We start from the raw sequence: 15,678 nt of genomic DNA on the forward strand, positions 1-15,678 counted from the left end.
GCAGTGACGGTGGCTGGCGGAAGAGCCAAGATGGGCGGAGACAGGACTCCTACCTCGTCGGCGCCGCGCGCCACGACCGGCTCGTCCCGCGTCACCTCCTCCAGTCGATCCTCGACGAAGCGTCGGCACCGATCGCCGACCGTCTGCCGGTCCAGGCCAGCCGCCGAGCTCCTGGCTCGGGACACCAGACCGGGCTAGGCGATACCGTTATGGGTTAGAAGTGCCTATGACGGAGGGTACGTAACGGTTACGAAGAGCAACGTGGAGGCCATCGGCTAGTGTCCTGATCGCCACGCCCCTGCGGGCTCGCGATGGCGATTCTGCAGGGCGGCCTCAGACCTCGACCCGGATCCTTGTCGACAGTAGTTCCTTCCGATCGGCCTTCGTCCCGACCAGGATCTCGATCTCACCCGCCTCCAGCACCGGCTTGAGGTCGAGGCCCGGGAACATCAGCGCCTCGGCGGCGAGCGGCAGGCGCAGCACCAGCTTCCGGCCGGGCGCCAGCGCCGCCTTGGCCATGCCCTTCAGCTCCAGCAGCGGCCGGGCCACGCTGGCCACCGGGTCGCGGATGAACAGGAACACCGTCTCCTCACCCGCCACCGTCCCGGTGTTGGTCACCGCCACCTCGACGATCAGCGTCTCGCCCGGGCGCAGCACCGGGGCGGAGACGCGCAGGTCGCCGAGGTCGAAGCGGCTGTAGGACATGCCGTGGCCGAAGGGGAATTGCGGCGTGGCCGGGATGTCGATGTATTTGCTGGTGTAGTGCTGGTTCGGGTCGGTCGGCCGGCCGGTGTTGCGCTCGCCGAAGAAGATCGGCACCTGGCCGACATCGCGCGGCCAGGTCACCGGCAGCCGGCCGGAGGGGTTGACCGCGCCGGTCAGCACATCGGCGACGGCGTGGCCGGCCTCGTGCCCGAGGAACCAGGTGGCGGCGACGGCCGCCGCGCGCTCGAACAGCCAGGGCAGCGTCAGCGGCCGGCCGGAGGTCAGCAGCGCCACCACCGGCACGCCGAGGTCGAGCACCGCCTCGGCCAGGTTGCGCTGGCGGCCCGGCAGCTCGGGCCGGGCCCGGCTGGCCGCCTCGCCGCTCATGATCGCCGCCTCGCCGAGGCACAGCAGAACCACCTCGGCACCCCGCGCGGCCTCGACCGCCGCGGCGATGCCGGCGTCGCCGCCGGTCTCGATCTCGGTGCCGGGGACATAGGTGATCTCGGCCTGCGGCAAGGCCGCCTTGATGCCCTCGAGGATCGTCACCGCCTCCTCCCACCGCCCCGCGCCGGCCCAGGAGCCGAGCATCTCCGTCCGAGCATCGGCGAGCGGACCGATCACGGCGATGCGCCTGACGGACGGCGCCAGCGGCAGCACCCCCGTGTTGGTCAGCAGCACGATCGACTTCGCCGCCACCTCCCGCGCCAGGCGCCGCCGCTCCGCCGCGTGAAAGGCGTCGGGCACGGCGACGACGCGGCGATACGGGTCGTCGAACAGGCCGAGCCGCTCCTTCAGCCGCAGCACGCGGCGGACCGCGTCGTCGATCTCCGCTTGCGTAACCAGGCCGCGCTGCAGCGCCGTCGGCAGGCCGGCGGCGTAGGCGCCGCTCATCATGTCCATGTCGACGCCGGCCTTCAGCGCCAGCGCCGCGGCCTCGACCGCATCGGCGGCGACGCCATGGGCCAGCAGCTCCATGATCGCGTTGTAGTCGCTGATCACCGCGCCCGCGAAGCCGAGCTCGCCGAACAGCGTGCCGCGCAGCAGACGGACGCTGGCGGTCATCGGCACGCCGGCGATGTCGTTGAAGGCCGGCATGACCGTGGCCGCCCCGGCGGTGACGGCGGCGGCGAAGGGCGGCAGGTAGACCTCGCGGATCGCCCGGTCCGACACCTCGGCCGAGTTGTAGTCCCGCCCGGCGAGCGCCGCGCCATAGGCCAGGTAGTGCTTGGCGCAGGCCGCCACCGCGTCGGGCGCCGAGAGGTCGGCGGTCTGGTAGCCACGGACCTTGGCTTCGGCGATGCGGGAGCCGAGCCAGGGATCCTCGCCCGGCCCCTCGGAGATGCGGCCCCAGCGCGGGTCGCGGGCGATGTCGAGCATCGGCGAGAAGACGAGGTCGAGCCCGTCCTCCGCCGCCTCCATCGCCGCCTCTCGCGCCGTGTGCTCCCACAGCTCGGGCGAGAACAGCGCCGCCTCGGCCAGCGGAATCGGGAAGACGGTGCGGTGGCCGTGGATGACGTCGAAGGCGAAGAGTAGCGGGATCTTCAACCGCGTCTCCTCCACCGCCATGCGCTGGGTCTCGCGCACCCGATCCGGCCCCCAATGATTGAACAGGCTGCCGATGCGGCCGGCGCGGATGCCCTCGGTGACGTCGCCCGGCAGCACCGGCCCGGTCACCGCCAGCGTCGAGGACATCATGGTGAGCTGGCCGATCTTCTCGTCGAGCGTCATCGCCGCGAGCAGGGTCTCGATCCGATCCACAGCCGATTCCGCCTTTGCCTGCCGCCTCCCCGGGAGGCCCGCCCGGGATGAAGGCAAAAAAAACGGGCGCCGGAAAGGGGAAACCGGCGCCCGAGTTGAGGGAAGGGATGAAGAAGGCTCGAGGGGTAGGATCAGGCCTTCGGCAGCTTCAGCGCGACGAAGCGCTGGTCGCCCTGGCGGTTGATCAGCAGCATCACGGCGTTGCGGTCCGCCTCCTTGGCCGCCTTGACCTGCTTGGCGACCTCGGACGGGGTCTTCACCGCCTCGCTGCCGACCCGGACGATGACGTCGCCGGGGCCGACCCCGGTCTCGCGCGCCGGTCCGTCCTCACGGATGCCGGTGACCAGCACGCCCTCGACATCGTCCGGCACGCTGTATTCGCGGCGCACCTTCGGCGTCAGGGCCGAGAGCGACAGGCCGAGCTGGTCGTCGACCGCCGGGCCGCTCTCCTCGGCGCTGGCGACCTGCTGCGAATCCGGCAGCTTGGCGATGTCGACCGAGATGGTCTCGGTCTTGCCGTTACGCATCACCTCGACCGGCACGGTCTTGCCGGCGGCGGTGTCGGCGACCAGGCGCGGCAGGTCCGACAGCTGGTTCACCGGCTTGCCGTCATAGGAGGTGATCACGTCGCCCTGATGCAGGCCGGCCTTCAGCGCCGGGCTGTCGTCCTGGACGTCGGCGACGAGCGCGCCCCGGGCCTTGTCGAGGCCGAGGGCGTCGGCCATCTCCGGCGTCACCTGCTGGATCTGCACGCCGAGCCAGCCGCGCTGGACGCTGCCGTGCTCGCGGATCTGGGCGATCACGGTCTTGGCCAGGTTCGACGGGATGGCGAAGCCGATGCCGACCGAGCCGCCCGAGGGCGAATAGATCGCGCTGTTGATGCCGATCACCTTGCCGCTGATGTCGAAGCTGGGGCCGCCCGAATTGCCGCGGTTGATCGGCGCGTCGATCTGCAGGAAGTCGTCGAACGGGCCGGAATGCAGGTCGCGGCCGCGGGCCGAGACGATGCCGGCCGTAACGCTGCCGCCGAGGCCGAAGGGGTTGCCGACGGCGATCACCCAGTCGCCGACCTGGGCGGCGTCGCTGTCGCCCCATTCGACGGCGGTCAGCTTCTTGTCGGTGTCGACCTTGAGCAGGGCGAGGTCGGTCTTCTCGTCGGTGCCCACGACCTTGGCCGGGATCACGGTGCCGTCGTTGAGGGTGACGGTGATGTTGTCGGCGTCCTTCACCACATGGTTGTTGGTGACGATGTAGCCGGCCGGGTCGATGATGAAGCCGGAGCCGGCGCCATGGATCACCTGGTCGCTGTCGCCGCCGCCCCCACCACCACGAGGCCCACGGCGGCCGGGCTGCTGCTCGTCGAAGAAGCGCTTGAAGAACTCGTCGAAGGGCGAGCCGGGCGGGAACTGGCGCATCCGGCCGCCGCCCTCATCCTCGTCGGCCATCTGCGCCGCCGACGGGTGCTCGGTGGTCGAGACATTGACCACGGCCGGGATGACCTGGCGCACCAGGCCGGCGAAGGAACCGGGGGCGGCCGGGACGATCGAGGTCGGCGCCTCGGCCTGGTTCTGGGCCACGGCAGGACGGTCGAAGGTCAGGACAGCCCCGACCGGCACGCCGATCAGGGCCGTGCCGAGCAGCAGCGCCGCCGTCATCCGGCGGAGGCCGGTCCGCGGGCCGCGATCGTCGGAACCGAGGGGGGTCTTCATCTGCATCATCTCCACCACTGTCCAAAGCGCCGCCGCAATCGGTCGGCGTATGCTGACGAAGATGGAGTGCCGGCGTTTAAACTGCTGTTTCGCCGCGGTTAATTCGATTTAATCTGAAGCTGCGGCCGCAGCTGTCGGGATCCTGTCCCGAAGCTTAACGAAAAGTATGTTGCCGGCCTCGACCCTGAAGAGCAGAACCAGAGCATGGTTTCGGCGAGAGCCCGTGGCTGCGCCCGCCGGCGTCGTCAGAAACCGGCCACCAGGAGATGGCACTGCCAAGTGCCGTTCCAGCCGGCGACTGGGGCACCAAAGCGGATCGTCTTCGTTCCGCCGGCCCCGGCCTGCCGAATTGTAGAGAACGACAGTCGAGGACTGGTCCCGACGCTGCCGATCGGTGGCGGGAGAGAGATGCGATGCTGACAACGTTCCTGGTCGTCTGGGCCGTGATCGGCCCTTCCGTCGGCTTGGCCGCCGGCGCCTGGTGGTGCAGCCGGGAGCGGGAGGAACCGGTGCGCCTCGCCGCCCGCCATGCATTGCCGCCCACAGAGCCGTCGCTGGGCGTGCGCTGAGCCGGACCGCCGGCCGCGCCGTCAGAGGATGGTCAGAAGGGATTGCAGCTCGGCCGGATCGATCTCCGGCTGAGGATCGCCCCAATACACCGGCACCTCGTCCGACACCTGGTTCAGGACATGCACCCTGACGTCGGGGCAGCCGTCGATCCGCTGCTGCACCGCGGCGTCGACCGGCCAGACCGTCGCCACCAGCATCAGCACGAAGGCGAGATCGTCCGTCGCGTCGGAGAGCGGCAGCAGCAGGGTCCGCTTGCGGACGCTGTCGAGACCGTCGGACAGCGCGAATTCGGCATAGAGCGGCCGTTCGGAGAGCTGGACCGACATCAGCGCCCGGCGCAGCGCCTCATACCGCTCGCCGCCGCACAGATCCTCCAGCGGCCGTCCGGGCAGGTTGCGGTCCGACGCCAGCCCGGCGCCCTGGGCGTCCAGGGCGAAGCGGAACGTTCCCTCGCACGGCATCCACGCCCACAGCAGGATCGGCGGCGGAAGCCGGCTGAGGCTGGCGAAGATCATGTCGTCACAAGCCGGAAGGCGCCCGCCTTTCGCCGCGAGCTGGGCCCATATCCGGTAGACCGTCCGAAGCTGCCGGTCCGCGATCGCCTCGTCGAACGCCACGCTAACCATCCCCCCACAGGAAGCTCGCCGCACACGCGAGAAAAATTTGCCCTCACATCCTAAACTATGCATCCCCCAATTGGAGGATGACATCGAAAGTTTTCGGATCGGCGACGACGATTCGCCGGAACCGTCACCGCCGCGCAACGGCGGCGTGACGGCACCGGCTATCGTTCACTTGGCGTTTCCGGATTTTGACGCGGCGCCGCTGCCACGGATTCCGGGTCTGCGGCGCTCGCTCCGTGGCGCGCGCAGACCCGGGTGGCGGGGGAGATCGACCGCGGCTCAGAGGCCCGTCAGGCCCGCAACCGTTCGTTGTTCGGGTCGAAGGGCGATTCCTCGATCACCACGGCACGGTGCGGCTTGCCCAGGATGGTGACGTCCAGCTCGGTGCCGATCCCGCCGAGATCCGGCCGGACCATCGCCAGGGCCAGGGACTTGCCCAGGCGCCAGCCATAGCCGCCCGAGGTGCAGCGGCCGACCAGCTCGCCGTCCCTGGTGATCGGCTCGTTGCCGCGGGCATCGGCATCGCCGACGTCGAGCACCTCCAGCGTCACGAAACGGTTCCGGAAGCCGCGCTCGCGCCAGGCCACCAGCGCGTCGCGGCCGATGAAGTCGCCCTTGTTCGGGTGGACGAAGCGGTCGAGCCCGGATTCCAGCGCCGCGTATTCGATCGACAGCTCGCGCGGGATCAGGCGGTAGGACTTCTCCAGCCGCAGCGAGTCCATGGCGCGGATGCCGAAGGGCTTCAGGTCGAACTCCCGGCCGGCATCCATCAGCAGGTCGAAGATGGTGTTCTGCATCTCGATCGGGTGATGCAGCTCCCACCCCAGCTCGCCGACGAAGTTGACGCGCAGCGCCCGGGCCTGGGCGATGCCGATATTGATCGCCTGCCCGGACAGCCAGGGGAAGGCGCCGTTCGACAGGTCGGCGTCGGTCAGCTTCTGCAGCAGGTCGCGCGAGCGCGGCCCCGCCAGCACGAAGACGCCGTGCTGCGTCGTGACCTTCTGCAGGTCGACCGAGCCGTCGCGCGGCCGCAGCTTTTGCAGCGTGTCCCAGTCGTGCCGCTCGAAGGCGCCGGCGCCGACGAGATAGTACTGGTTCGGCGCCTCGCAGTAGATGGTGAACTCCGACCGCACGCCGCCGTTCCGCGACAGCAGATGCGCCAGCGCCATGCGGCCCGGCTTCTTCGGCACCCGGTTGGCGACGAGGCCGTCCAGCCAGGCGGCGGCGCCCGGCCCGCTGACCTCGTATTTGGCGAAGGCCGACATGTCGAGCAGGCCGACCGCCTCGTGCACGTGCCGGGCCTCGCGGCCGACGAACTCGAAGTAGTTGGAGCGGCGGAAGCTCCACTTCTCGCGCGGCTTCTCGCCCGGCGCGACCGGCGGGTGGTTCTCGTGCAGCAGCGTGTCCGGCTTGGCGAGCTCCGCCTCGCCCAGCCCGTAGCCCTCGGGCGCGAACCAGTTCGGCCGCTCCCAGCCATAGACGGTGCCGAACACGGCGCCGAGCGCCTTCATCCGGTCGTAGCAGGGCGCCCGCTTCAGCGGCCGCGCCGCCGCCCGCTCCTCGTCCGGGTAGTGCACGGTGAAGACGTTGGCGTAGGCCTCCTCGTTCTTGACCCGCAGATAGCCGCGCGAGGCGTAGGGGCCGAAGCGGCGCGGGTCGACGCCCATCATGTCGATCGAGGGCTCGCCCTCGACGATCCACTCCGCCAGCTGCCAGCCGGCGCCGCCGGCGGCGGTGACGCCGAAGCTGTGGCCCTCGTTCAGCCAGAAGTTCCGCAAGCCCCAGGCCGGGCCGATGATCGGGCTGCCGTCCGGGGTATAGGCGATGGCGCCGTTGTAGACCTTCTTCACCCCGACCTCGCCGAAGGCCGGCACGCGGGCGATCGCGGTCTCGATATGCGGCGCCAGCCGCTCCAGATCCTCCTGGAACAGCTCGTATTCCGACTGATCGTCGGGGCCGTCGACATAGCAGCAGGGCGCGCCCGGCTCGTAGGGGCCGAGGATGAAGCCGCCGGCCTCCTCGCGCAGGTACCAGGAGCTGTCGGCCTCGCGCAGCACGCCCATCTCCGGCAGGCCCTGGCGATGCCGCTCCTGCACCAGCGGGTGCGGCTCGGTGACGATGTACTGGTGCTCGACCGGGATCACCGGCACGTCGAGCCCGACCATGGCGCCGGTGCGGCGGGCGAAGTTGCCTGAGGCCGAGACCACGTGCTCGCAGGTGATGTCGCCCTTGTCGGTCTTCACCTTCCATTCGCCGGACGGGGTCTGCTCGATCCCGAGGACGGTGGTGAAGCGGTGGATCTCCGCCCCCATCGCCCGGGCGCCCTTGGCGAAGGCCTGGGTCAGGTCGGCCGGCTGGATGTAGCCGTCATCCGGGTGCTGGATCGCGCCGATGATGCCGTCGGTCTCGCAGAGCGGCCAGATCTCCTTGACCTGGGCCGGGGTCAGGACGTTGACCTTGACCCCGATCGTGTCGGCCACGCCCTTGTAATACATGAACTCGTCCCAGCGGTCCTTCGTCCGGGCGAGGCGGATGTTGGAGACCTGGCGGAAGCCGACATGCTGGCCGGTCTCGGCCTCGAGCGAGTTGTAGAGCTTGACCGAGTATTTGTGGATCTGGCCGACCGAGTAGCTCATGTTGAACAGCGGCAGCAGCCCGGCGGCATGCCAGGTCGAGCCCGAGGTCAGCTCCCTGCGCTCGATCAGGACGACGTCCGACCAGCCCTTCTTGGCCAGGTGATAGAGCGTGCCTACGCCCACCACGCCGCCGCCGATCACCACCACGCGCGCTGTCGACTTCATCTTCGAACCGCTCCCTGCCGGCCCACACGGCCATCCTGGCGAAGTGTCCGGGCGGGGCCGGCTCCCGGCTAACCCAGCCGCGACCTGAGATGTCGCAGGCCCGCCAAACATCTGCCATGTCGCAATCGGACTGGCCGGCCGCGTCCGGATCGGCATGCTGGCGACGGATTCCTGCGAGGCCGACCATGACGCTGCCGCCCGACCCCAAGATCGTCTTCCTCGACCGCGAGACCCTGGCGCCCTCGGTGCGCCTGCGCCCGCCCGCCTTCCCGCACCGCTGGGAGGAGCATCAGCGGACCGCGCCGGAGCAGGTGCTGGACCGGCTGCGCGGCGCCAGCGTCGCCGTGATCAACAAGGTGCCGCTGCGCGAGCCGGTGCTGGAGCAGCTGCCGGAGCTGCGGCTGATCGCGGTCGCCGCCACCGGCACGGACTGCGTCGACACCGCCTGGTGCGACCGGCACGGCGTCGCGGTCTGCAACATCCGCGGCTATGCCGTGCACACGGTGCCGGAGCATGTCTTCGCCCTGATCCTGGCGCTGCGCCGGTCGCTCCTGCCCTATCGCCGTTCGGTCGAGGCCGGCCGCTGGCAGGAGGCCAGGCAGTTCTGTTTCTTCGACCACCCGATCCTCGACCTGCACGGCGCCCGGCTGGGGCTGATCGGCGGCGGGTCGCTGGGCAGCGCGGTGGCGACGATCGGCCGGGCCTTCGGCATGGACGTGGTCTTCGCCGGCCGCAAGGGCGAGGCCGCCCCGGCCGGCGGCCGTGTGCCGTTCGACGAGGTGATCGCGACCAGCGACGTGATCTCGCTGCATTGCCCGCTGCGGCCGGAGACGCGCGGCCTGATCGGCGCCGCGGAGTTCGCCCGGATGAAGCCGGAGGCCCTGTTGATCAACACCGCCCGCGGCGGGCTGGTGGACGAGGCGGCGCTGACCGAGGCGCTGCGGTCGGGCCGCATCGGCGGCGCCGGCTTCGACGTGGCGATGCCGGAGCCGCCGCCGGCCGACGCGCCGCTGATGCGGCTGCTGGACCTGCCGAACTTCATCCTGACCCCGCATGTCGCCTGGGCCGGCCGCGGCGCGATGCAGACCCTGGCCGACCAGCTGATCGACATCATCGACGCCTTCCAGCAGGGCAATCCGTTCAACCTGGTGGCGGGGGCGAAGGCCGCCTGATCAAGGGCCGCGCCCTTCCCTACCGCTCCTTCTCCCGCGCATCGAACGCCTCCCGCGCCGCATCCAGCGCCGGGAAGTTGCGCTCGGCCCAGCGGTCCAGGGCCGTGAGGGTCTCGCTCAGCGATTCGCCGAGCGGGCTGAGCCGGTATTCGACGCAGGGCCGGGCGGTGTGGAAGTCGCGGCGCAGCACCAGGCCGTTGCGCTCCAGGTCGCGCAGGGTCTGGGTCAGCATCTTCTGCGAGATGCCGCCGATCCGGCACAGCAGTTCGGCGTTGCGGACCGGCCCATCCGCAAGCGCCGAGAGGATCAGCACCGACCATTTCGACGCGATCAGTTCCAGCGCGTGCCGGGCCGAGCAGGTCTCGTCGAAGACATCCGGCACGGAGGCCGGGGCCGGTTCGGGCCGGTCCGGAGGCGCCATGGTTACCTCGAGGTGCGTAATTGCGGGCCGCAGCCCCATTCCCGATACATGGAATCGTATCGCGGATTGCAAGCCCATCGAGGAAACGAGATGAAGGTCCTCATCCTCAGCTCCAGCCCCCGGCGCGAGGGAAACTCCGCCGTCCTTGCCGAGGCGGTCGCGGCCGGCCTGGCCGAGGGTGGCCATGCCGCCGAGACGGTCCATCTGGCCGACGCGGTCGGCGGCTTCCTGCGCGATTGCCGACAGTGCCGCCGGCCCGACGGCAGCTGCGCCATCGACGACGGATATCGGCCCCTGTTCCTCGACCGGTTCCTCGCCGCCGACGGCATCGTCCTGGCGACGCCGATCTACTGGTACGGCATGTCGGCCCAGCTCAAGGCCTTCTTCGACCGGATGTTCTGCTACGTGGCCGCCTCCTACCCGGAGTCCGAAACGGTGAAGGCGCGAATGACCGGCAAGCGGATCGGTCTCGTCCTCAGCTCCGAGGAGGCCTACCCCACCGTCTCGGCGGCGATCGTCCAGCAGATCCGGGAATACAGCCGCTACACCCGGTCGCGCTTCGTCGGGGTGGTGCACGGCCACGGCAATGCCCGGGGCGAGGTGCGCCGCGACCCGCTGGACCCGCTGGCCGAGGCCCGCCGGCTGGGGCACGGCTTCTTCGACCGCTACGCCACGGATTACGAGATCGACACCGACCGCCCGGCCCGCGTCTGGCCGCTGCCGGAGGCGGTCTGAGTCCGACGCCCGGGTTGTCCCCGGCGCCCGGATGGGACAGGATCGCGCCGCGCCGCATCGGGGCGCAGCGGTTCCATCGCGTGGAGGAAGGGTACAGATGACGTCTCGCCTGTTCGGATCCGGCCGGAATGTCGGGGCGGCGCTGCTCGGGCTCCTCCCGCTCCTGGCCGCGGGCCCGGCCCTGGCCGATTTCGACTCCTGCGTCGCCGGCCTGGCCGATTCCGCGGTGAAGGCCGGGGTCGGCCGCGACGTCGCCGCCCGTGCCTTCGACGGGCTGACCCAGCCGGACGAGAAGGTGCTGCGCTTCTCGCAGGCCCAGCCGGAATTCGTGACGCCGATCTGGGACTATCTCGCCTTCCTGGTCGACGACCAGCGCATCGCCGACGGCCGGGCGATGATGGCGAAATACGACCGCGTTCTGCGGCAGGCGGAGCAGCGCTATGGCGTCGATCGCACGGTGATCGCCGCGGTCTGGGGCGTCGAGAGCGACTACGGCAAGGAGCGCGGCGGCTACTTCCTGCCGCACGCCCTGGCCACGCTGGTCTGCGCCGGCGAGCGGCGCACCGATTTCTGGCGCGGCGAGCTGATGGCGGCGCTGAAGCTGGTCAGCGCCGGCGACCTGCGGCTGGACGAGCTGTACGGCTCCTGGGCCGGCGCCTTCGGCCAGACCCAGTTCATCCCCTCGACCTATCAGCGCCTGGCGGTCGATTTCGACGGCGACGGGCGGCGCGACCTGGTCAATTCCGTGGCCGACGCGCTCGGCTCCACTGCCAACTACCTGAAGCGCTCCGGCTGGCGGCAGGGCCAGCCCTGGATGATCGAAGTCAAGGTGCCGGCCGGCTACAGCGGACCGACCGGACGCAAGGAGAAGGAGCCGCTGTCGGCCTGGGCCCGGCGGGGCGTGACCCGGGCGGACGGCGCGCCGCTGTCGGGCGACGCCCAGACCGGCCTGCTGCTGCCGGCCGGGCCGCAGGGGCCGGGCTTCCTGGTGTTCCGCAACTTCGACGCGATCTACTCGTATAACGCGGCCGAATCCTACGCGATCGCGATCTCCTATCTCGCCGACCGGCTGGCCGGCCGGCCCGCACTGCGCACGCCCTGGCCGACCGACGATCCCGGCCTGTCGCGCGCCCAGCGCTTCCGGCTGCAGCAGTTGCTGCTGGCCCAGGGCTACGACATCGGCGGCCAGGCGGACGGCAAGATCGGCCCGGCCACCCGCGCCGCCATCTCGGCCGCCGAGCAGCGCCTCGGACTGCCGCAGACCGGCCGGGCGGGCTCGAGGATCTATCGCGCCCTGGGCGGGCAGTAGCCGCGGCGGGGCGCCGGGGCCGGCGCGGAGCCGGCCCCCTCAGTGCGACCAGTAGAGGTCGAACCGGTCCCCGTCCTGTTCCGACTGGCACAGCGTCGCATGGATCGGCCGGGAGATGTGCGGATCATGGATCTGCACGTTGTAGGACACGGACCGGTCCTCCCGCCGGCAGGCCCAGGCGCCGCCGATCTCGTCCTCTCCCGACGACAGGACGAGGAGATCGGGCGCCTTCGGGCTGTCCGCGGCCCTTGGGTTCGGAACCAGCCGGATGCGGTCCTGGAACAGCAGCGTCTTGACCGGACCTTCGATGACGTCGCGGTTGCGGTACAGCGTGCCGATGCCGATCGTGGTCATGACAGGTCCTCAGTGGCAGAACTGCGCGTCCGGCCGGTCCGGCTGCGGGCGCAAGACGCCACTCAGGAACTCCGCCTCCGCCCCAAGGTTCCAGTTGACAAAAGATGTCGGATTTTTTAGTAAATTTTGCATCCGCGTGACACTTCCACAGACGATGAACATGCGGAATCGGGACCGCGATCAGTTGAACACTTCAGGACCGATTCCGGAGTCAAAGAAAGGGGTGAGGCCACCCCTTTTTCGGTGGCGCATTCAATGGCATTCGAGCCAAACCCTGGCCTAGCGCGCGGTGGACAGCCGGTCTAGGATTCATGCCGTTTCCATCGTGGAAGATTTGGCCATGACGGCTGGTGAACAGACTTCACGGGCGCTGGTGATCGAGGACCAGGATCTGATGCGCCTGGCCCTGATCAACGAGCTGAAGGCCGCCCTGCGGAACTGCATCGTCCAGGGCGCCGCGACCTGGGAGATTGCGGCCGGCCTGTTGCGGGAGCAGACTTTCGATCTGGTGATCATCGACCCGGGCCTGCCCGGCTTCGACCCGACCTCGCCGCAGCACCGGCTCGCCGTGGTGAAGGCGGTCATCGACGCCTCGCCCAACGCCCTGCACATCGTCGTCACCGGGTCGGACTCGGTCGAGGAGGGCGAGGCCTGCCGGATGCTTGGGGCCAACGCCTATGTCGGCAAGACCGGCCTCGACCGGGACACGCTCGCCAGCATCATCGACAAGATCTCGGACACGCGGTTCTCGCTGTCGCTCTCCGCCGTCAAGGCCGTGACGCCGGAATTCTACTATTCCGGCCTGACGCCGCGGGAGCAGGAGATCATCGATTTCATGCGGAGCCGGCCGAAGGGGGTCAAGCGCAAGGAGATCTACGAAAAGATGGGCGACCGGTTCGGCATCGACCCGTATACGGTGGAAAAATACTACAAGCAGGCGCGCGCCAAGCTGCTGAAGAACGGCCTTTTCCCGAAAGGCGCCTGAGGATGACCGTCCCGCCCGACCGCCCTTCCCTCCCTGCCCGGCCATCGGCAGCCCAGGCCGCCCGGCCGTCCCGGCATCGGCCGGACTGATGCTCCGCCCCCTCCGCATGGCGATGACCGCCGCCGCCATGCTGGCCAGCATCTGCGGCGCGGCCGCGGCCCCGGTCGGCTACGAGGACCCGCACATCCTCCGGATCGAGAGCTCGCCGGGCCATGCGATCGCGACCTACACGCCGGAGCAGATCAAGGCCGATTTCCCGCAGCGGGAGATCGAGACCGACACGCCGTGGAGCGAAGGCGGCGAGAAGATCCGCTACCGCGGCCCGGACCTGAAGGAGGTCCTGGCGCGAAGCGGTCTGGACGACGCCGCCTCGATCGACGTCTTCGCCTATGACGATTTCATCACCACCCTCCGGATGGACGAGATCAGGGACTACCAGCCGATCCTCGCCATCGAGCAGGCCTGCTCGCCTGCGGACCACAAGAGCGGCCGGTGCACGGACGGTCAGGAGTTCAGGCCGCTCGAGCTGGCGGATTCCGGGCCCTATTCGATCATCTGGCCGCTCGACCAGCTGCCCAAATCCTATGCGGCCGGGCGCAACGCGATCTGGGTCTGGTTCGTGGTGGCGCTCCGGCCCGGCCGATGAAGCGCTGGCGACGCTGGCTGGACCTCGTGCCCTATCTCGGGCTGGTCGTCGCCATCCTGCTCGGCTCCTGGTCGTTCATGCGGTCCGAGCACTACCGCGAGGAGACCGACATCCTCCTCATGCAGTCCTACGAGGTGCAGTGGCGGGGCTCGCAGATCCGCGAGAGGCTGGCCAACATCGTCGGGCTGCTGCGGCTGTCGATGGCCACGGGCGAGCGCGAGCCGCAGCTGGCGCAGGAGGTCGGCCTGCTGCAGTTCAACATGGTGGCGCTGCGCAACCTGCAATACATCGACCATTTCCTCGACCCGCAGGACTTCGCCCGGCTCGACCGCAGCATCCAGACGATCCGGACCCGGATCCTGCCGAATCTCGGTTCCCCGGCGAACGACCAGGAGACGCTGTCGCTGCTGACCGGCATCCAGCAGGACATGTTCCAGGTCTCGGGCACCACGGGCTCCCACAGCCGCACGCTGAACGAGACCGCGCTGATCGCCGAGAATGCGCTGCGCAACATCGCGATCTTCGTGCTGGCGCTCGCGGCCGTCATCGTGGTCGGCGTGATCATCCACCAGCAGTCGCTGATGGTCCGGCGGAAGGATCAGCAGATCCGATCCTTCGCGTCGCTGTTCGCGCATATGACGCGATCGCGGGTCGCGGCGCTGTCGCTGTTCATCAGCAGCCTGCGCGACGGGGAAGCACCCGATCCGGAGATGGTCGCCGCGGCCACGCGGGCGGCGAAGGAACTCGACACCATCAATGACGGGCTGCTGAAGATCGCCTATTCGGCGAAGCCGTCGCGGAACGTGGCGCTGCAGAGCATCCTGGACGCGCTGTCGCAGGACCATGACGGTCGGATCCGGTTCGACGTCCCGGAGGAGGCCCGGGCGGCGCTGGTGGCGTCGCCGCAGTTCCACCTGATCCTGGACGAGCTGATCCGCAATGCCGAGCAGGCGGTCGCCGCCGCCGGGAAGCCGGACCCGCAGGTCGTCCTCCGCGCCCGGCTGACGCGGCGCTTCCCGTTCGGGCGTCGGCTGGTGCTCGAGGTCATCGACAACGGCGTCGGCATGGCGCCCGCCGTGCGCGCCAAGGCGGCGGAGCCGTTCTTCTCGATGCGGGCCGGCAGCCATGTCGGGCTCGGGCTGACCGGCTGCGCCGAGATGGTGAAGGCGCTGGGCGGCCGCTTCCGGATCGACTCCGCGGAAGGCCGCGGGACCTCGGTGCGGATCCTCTACCCGCTCCGCCGGAAGGCAACGGGGACCGGGCGGGCGTCAGCCTGAGACCCGCCGGGCCCATTCCTCCTGCAGCATGGCGAAGATCAGCTCGTCGCCCCAGACGCCGTTGAAGCGGTCGTTCTGGATCAGATGCGCCTCCTGCCGCATGCCGAGCCGCCGCAGCACGTTGATCGACCCGGCGTTCAGCGCGTCGCAGCGGGCGAAGATGCGGTGGAAGCCGAACCGGCCGAAGCCGAGGGCGAGCATCGCCCGCGCCGCCTCGGTGGCGTAGCCGCGCCCGCCGGCCTCCGGCGCGAAGATGTAGCCGATCTCCGCCTGCCGGGCCTCGCGGCTGACCCATTTCAGCAGCACCTCGCCGAGCAGGGCGCCGCCGTCGCGGGCCTCGACCGCCAGAACCAGCTCGTCGCCCTCGCCTTCGAACTTCAGCGTGCCGATCCGCTCCAGCGCCGCCCGCGACTGCTCCGGGGTGCGGGGATTCCGGTACAGGTACCGGGCGACCTCCGGCAGGCGGTGATAGCCGTGGAAGGCCTCGAAATCCTCCGGCGTGAAGCGGCGGAGAAGCAGCCTCTCGGTCTCGACCGGCACGATCGGGTCCGGCATCGCGGCGTCCCTGGATGATTCGGCGGGAATGATCCGTCCTACAACCGGAACGGCC

14 protein-coding genes are annotated in these 15,678 nt (G+C 69.8%); 7 read left to right on the forward strand and 7 right to left on the reverse strand.

Translation table 11 applies throughout. The annotated features are described in order from the left end of the window. Positions 1 to 333: 333 nt before the first annotated feature. A complete protein-coding gene (bglX, locus tag G537_RS0113080; protein ID WP_026870504.1) occupies positions 334 to 2,466 on the reverse strand; it encodes a beta-glucosidase BglX in 2,133 nt (710 codons plus the stop codon). A gap of 131 nt (positions 2,467 to 2,597) precedes the next feature. Continuing rightward, complete coding sequence (locus G537_RS0113085; RefSeq protein ID WP_026870505.1) at positions 2,598 to 4,175, reverse strand: DegQ family serine endoprotease; 1,578 nt, start codon at positions 4,173 to 4,175, stop codon at positions 2,598 to 2,600. A gap of 413 nt (positions 4,176 to 4,588) precedes the next feature. Here G537_RS0113085 and G537_RS43635 point away from each other — a divergent pair, with 413 nt between their 5' ends. Further along, positions 4,589 to 4,744 carry a hypothetical protein gene (locus G537_RS43635; RefSeq protein WP_155888602.1) on the forward strand — a complete coding sequence of 52 codons (156 nt, stop codon included), beginning with the start codon at positions 4,589 to 4,591 and terminating at the stop codon, positions 4,742 to 4,744. A 21-nt stretch (positions 4,745 to 4,765) separates the two neighbouring features. Here the strand turns inward: G537_RS43635 and G537_RS0113095 are convergent, their stop codons facing one another. After that, the gene (locus G537_RS0113095) at positions 4,766 to 5,362 is read right to left on the reverse strand and encodes a PAS domain-containing protein (RefSeq protein ID WP_026870506.1); all 597 of its coding nucleotides are present in this window, start codon (positions 5,360 to 5,362) and stop codon (positions 4,766 to 4,768) included. 296 nt (positions 5,363 to 5,658) lie between these two features. Continuing rightward, entirely contained in the window at positions 5,659 to 8,169 is a 2,511-nt protein-coding gene (locus G537_RS0113100; RefSeq protein ID WP_026870507.1) for a GcvT family protein, read from the reverse strand. Positions 8,170 to 8,354: 185 nt separating this feature from the next. Here G537_RS0113100 and G537_RS0113105 point away from each other — a divergent pair, with 185 nt between their 5' ends. Continuing rightward, on the forward strand, positions 8,355 to 9,341 hold the full coding sequence (locus G537_RS0113105) for a D-2-hydroxyacid dehydrogenase (RefSeq protein WP_026870508.1): 987 nt from the start codon (positions 8,355 to 8,357) through the stop codon (positions 9,339 to 9,341). A 19-nt stretch (positions 9,342 to 9,360) separates the two neighbouring features. On the opposite strand, the gene G537_RS0113110 is transcribed toward G537_RS0113105, so the two are convergent. Continuing rightward, positions 9,361 to 9,762, reverse strand: coding sequence for a winged helix-turn-helix transcriptional regulator (locus tag G537_RS0113110; protein WP_051248373.1), 402 nt, complete (start codon positions 9,760 to 9,762; stop codon positions 9,361 to 9,363). A 90-nt stretch (positions 9,763 to 9,852) separates the two neighbouring features. Between G537_RS0113110 and G537_RS0113115 the strand changes: the two genes are divergently transcribed. Together G537_RS0113115 and G537_RS0113120 are read left to right on the forward strand one after the other, a co-directional pair. Next, entirely contained in the window at positions 9,853 to 10,497 is a 645-nt protein-coding gene (locus G537_RS0113115; protein ID WP_026870510.1) for a flavodoxin family protein, read from the forward strand. Between the two features lie 97 nt (positions 10,498 to 10,594). After that, positions 10,595 to 11,806, forward strand: coding sequence for a lytic murein transglycosylase (locus G537_RS0113120; protein WP_026870511.1), 1,212 nt, complete (start codon positions 10,595 to 10,597; stop codon positions 11,804 to 11,806). A gap of 39 nt (positions 11,807 to 11,845) precedes the next feature. On the opposite strand, the gene G537_RS0113125 is transcribed toward G537_RS0113120, so the two are convergent. Further along, positions 11,846 to 12,160: a DUF736 domain-containing protein gene (locus G537_RS0113125; RefSeq protein ID WP_026870512.1), complete on the reverse strand. Its 315-nt coding sequence runs from the start codon at positions 12,158 to 12,160 to the stop codon at positions 11,846 to 11,848. A 340-nt stretch (positions 12,161 to 12,500) separates the two neighbouring features. Between G537_RS0113125 and G537_RS0113130 the strand changes: the two genes are divergently transcribed. The 3 genes from G537_RS0113130 (at position 12,501) to G537_RS0113140 (ending at position 15,068) form a co-directional block, all read left to right on the forward strand. After that, positions 12,501 to 13,145: a response regulator transcription factor gene (locus G537_RS0113130; protein WP_026870513.1), complete on the forward strand. Its 645-nt coding sequence runs from the start codon at positions 12,501 to 12,503 to the stop codon at positions 13,143 to 13,145. Positions 13,146 to 13,233: 88 nt separating this feature from the next. After that, positions 13,234 to 13,791 carry a putative pterin-binding protein gene (locus G537_RS42050; protein ID WP_155888603.1) on the forward strand — a complete coding sequence of 186 codons (558 nt, stop codon included), beginning with the start codon at positions 13,234 to 13,236 and terminating at the stop codon, positions 13,789 to 13,791. Further along, positions 13,788 to 15,068 carry a sensor histidine kinase gene (locus tag G537_RS0113140; RefSeq protein WP_026870514.1) on the forward strand — a complete coding sequence of 427 codons (1,281 nt, stop codon included), beginning with the start codon at positions 13,788 to 13,790 and terminating at the stop codon, positions 15,066 to 15,068. Before G537_RS42050 ends, G537_RS0113140 begins: the two co-directional genes overlap by 4 nt. Here the strand turns inward: G537_RS0113140 and G537_RS0113145 are convergent. After that, a complete protein-coding gene (locus tag G537_RS0113145; RefSeq protein ID WP_026870515.1) occupies positions 15,060 to 15,623 on the reverse strand; it encodes a GNAT family N-acetyltransferase in 564 nt (187 codons plus the stop codon). The two genes, G537_RS0113140 and G537_RS0113145, sit on opposite strands and share 9 nt — an antisense overlap. Between the last annotated feature and the right edge of the window lie 55 nt (positions 15,624 to 15,678).

The sequence above is a fragment of the Inquilinus limosus DSM 16000 genome, assembly GCF_000423185.1.
Lineage (GTDB): Bacteria > Pseudomonadota > Alphaproteobacteria > DSM-16000 > Inquilinaceae > Inquilinus > Inquilinus limosus.

What these genes read in the sequence shown, in the direction of transcription:
- G537_RS0113085 (WP_026870505.1), bottom strand. Translation starts at nt 4,175, where the DNA reads ATGAAGACCCCCCTCGGTTCCGACGATCGCGGCCCGCGGACCGGCCTC.
- G537_RS43635 (WP_155888602.1), top strand. Translation starts at nt 4,589, where the DNA reads ATGCTGACAACGTTCCTGGTCGTCTGGGCCGTGATCGGCCCTTCCGTC.
- G537_RS0113100 (WP_026870507.1), bottom strand. Translation starts at nt 8,169, where the DNA reads ATGAAGTCGACAGCGCGCGTGGTGGTGATCGGCGGCGGCGTGGTGGGC.
- G537_RS0113105 (WP_026870508.1), top strand. Translation starts at nt 8,355, where the DNA reads ATGACGCTGCCGCCCGACCCCAAGATCGTCTTCCTCGACCGCGAGACC.
- G537_RS0113110 (WP_051248373.1), bottom strand. Translation starts at nt 9,762, where the DNA reads ATGGCGCCTCCGGACCGGCCCGAACCGGCCCCGGCCTCCGTGCCGGAT.
- G537_RS0113115 (WP_026870510.1), top strand. Translation starts at nt 9,853, where the DNA reads ATGAAGGTCCTCATCCTCAGCTCCAGCCCCCGGCGCGAGGGAAACTCC.
- G537_RS0113120 (WP_026870511.1), top strand. Translation starts at nt 10,595, where the DNA reads ATGACGTCTCGCCTGTTCGGATCCGGCCGGAATGTCGGGGCGGCGCTG.
- G537_RS0113125 (WP_026870512.1), bottom strand. Translation starts at nt 12,160, where the DNA reads ATGACCACGATCGGCATCGGCACGCTGTACCGCAACCGCGACGTCATC.
- G537_RS0113130 (WP_026870513.1), top strand. Translation starts at nt 12,501, where the DNA reads ATGACGGCTGGTGAACAGACTTCACGGGCGCTGGTGATCGAGGACCAG.
- G537_RS42050 (WP_155888603.1), top strand. Translation starts at nt 13,234, where the DNA reads ATGCTCCGCCCCCTCCGCATGGCGATGACCGCCGCCGCCATGCTGGCC.
- G537_RS0113140 (WP_026870514.1), top strand. Translation starts at nt 13,788, where the DNA reads ATGAAGCGCTGGCGACGCTGGCTGGACCTCGTGCCCTATCTCGGGCTG.
- G537_RS0113145 (WP_026870515.1), bottom strand. Translation starts at nt 15,623, where the DNA reads ATGCCGGACCCGATCGTGCCGGTCGAGACCGAGAGGCTGCTTCTCCGC.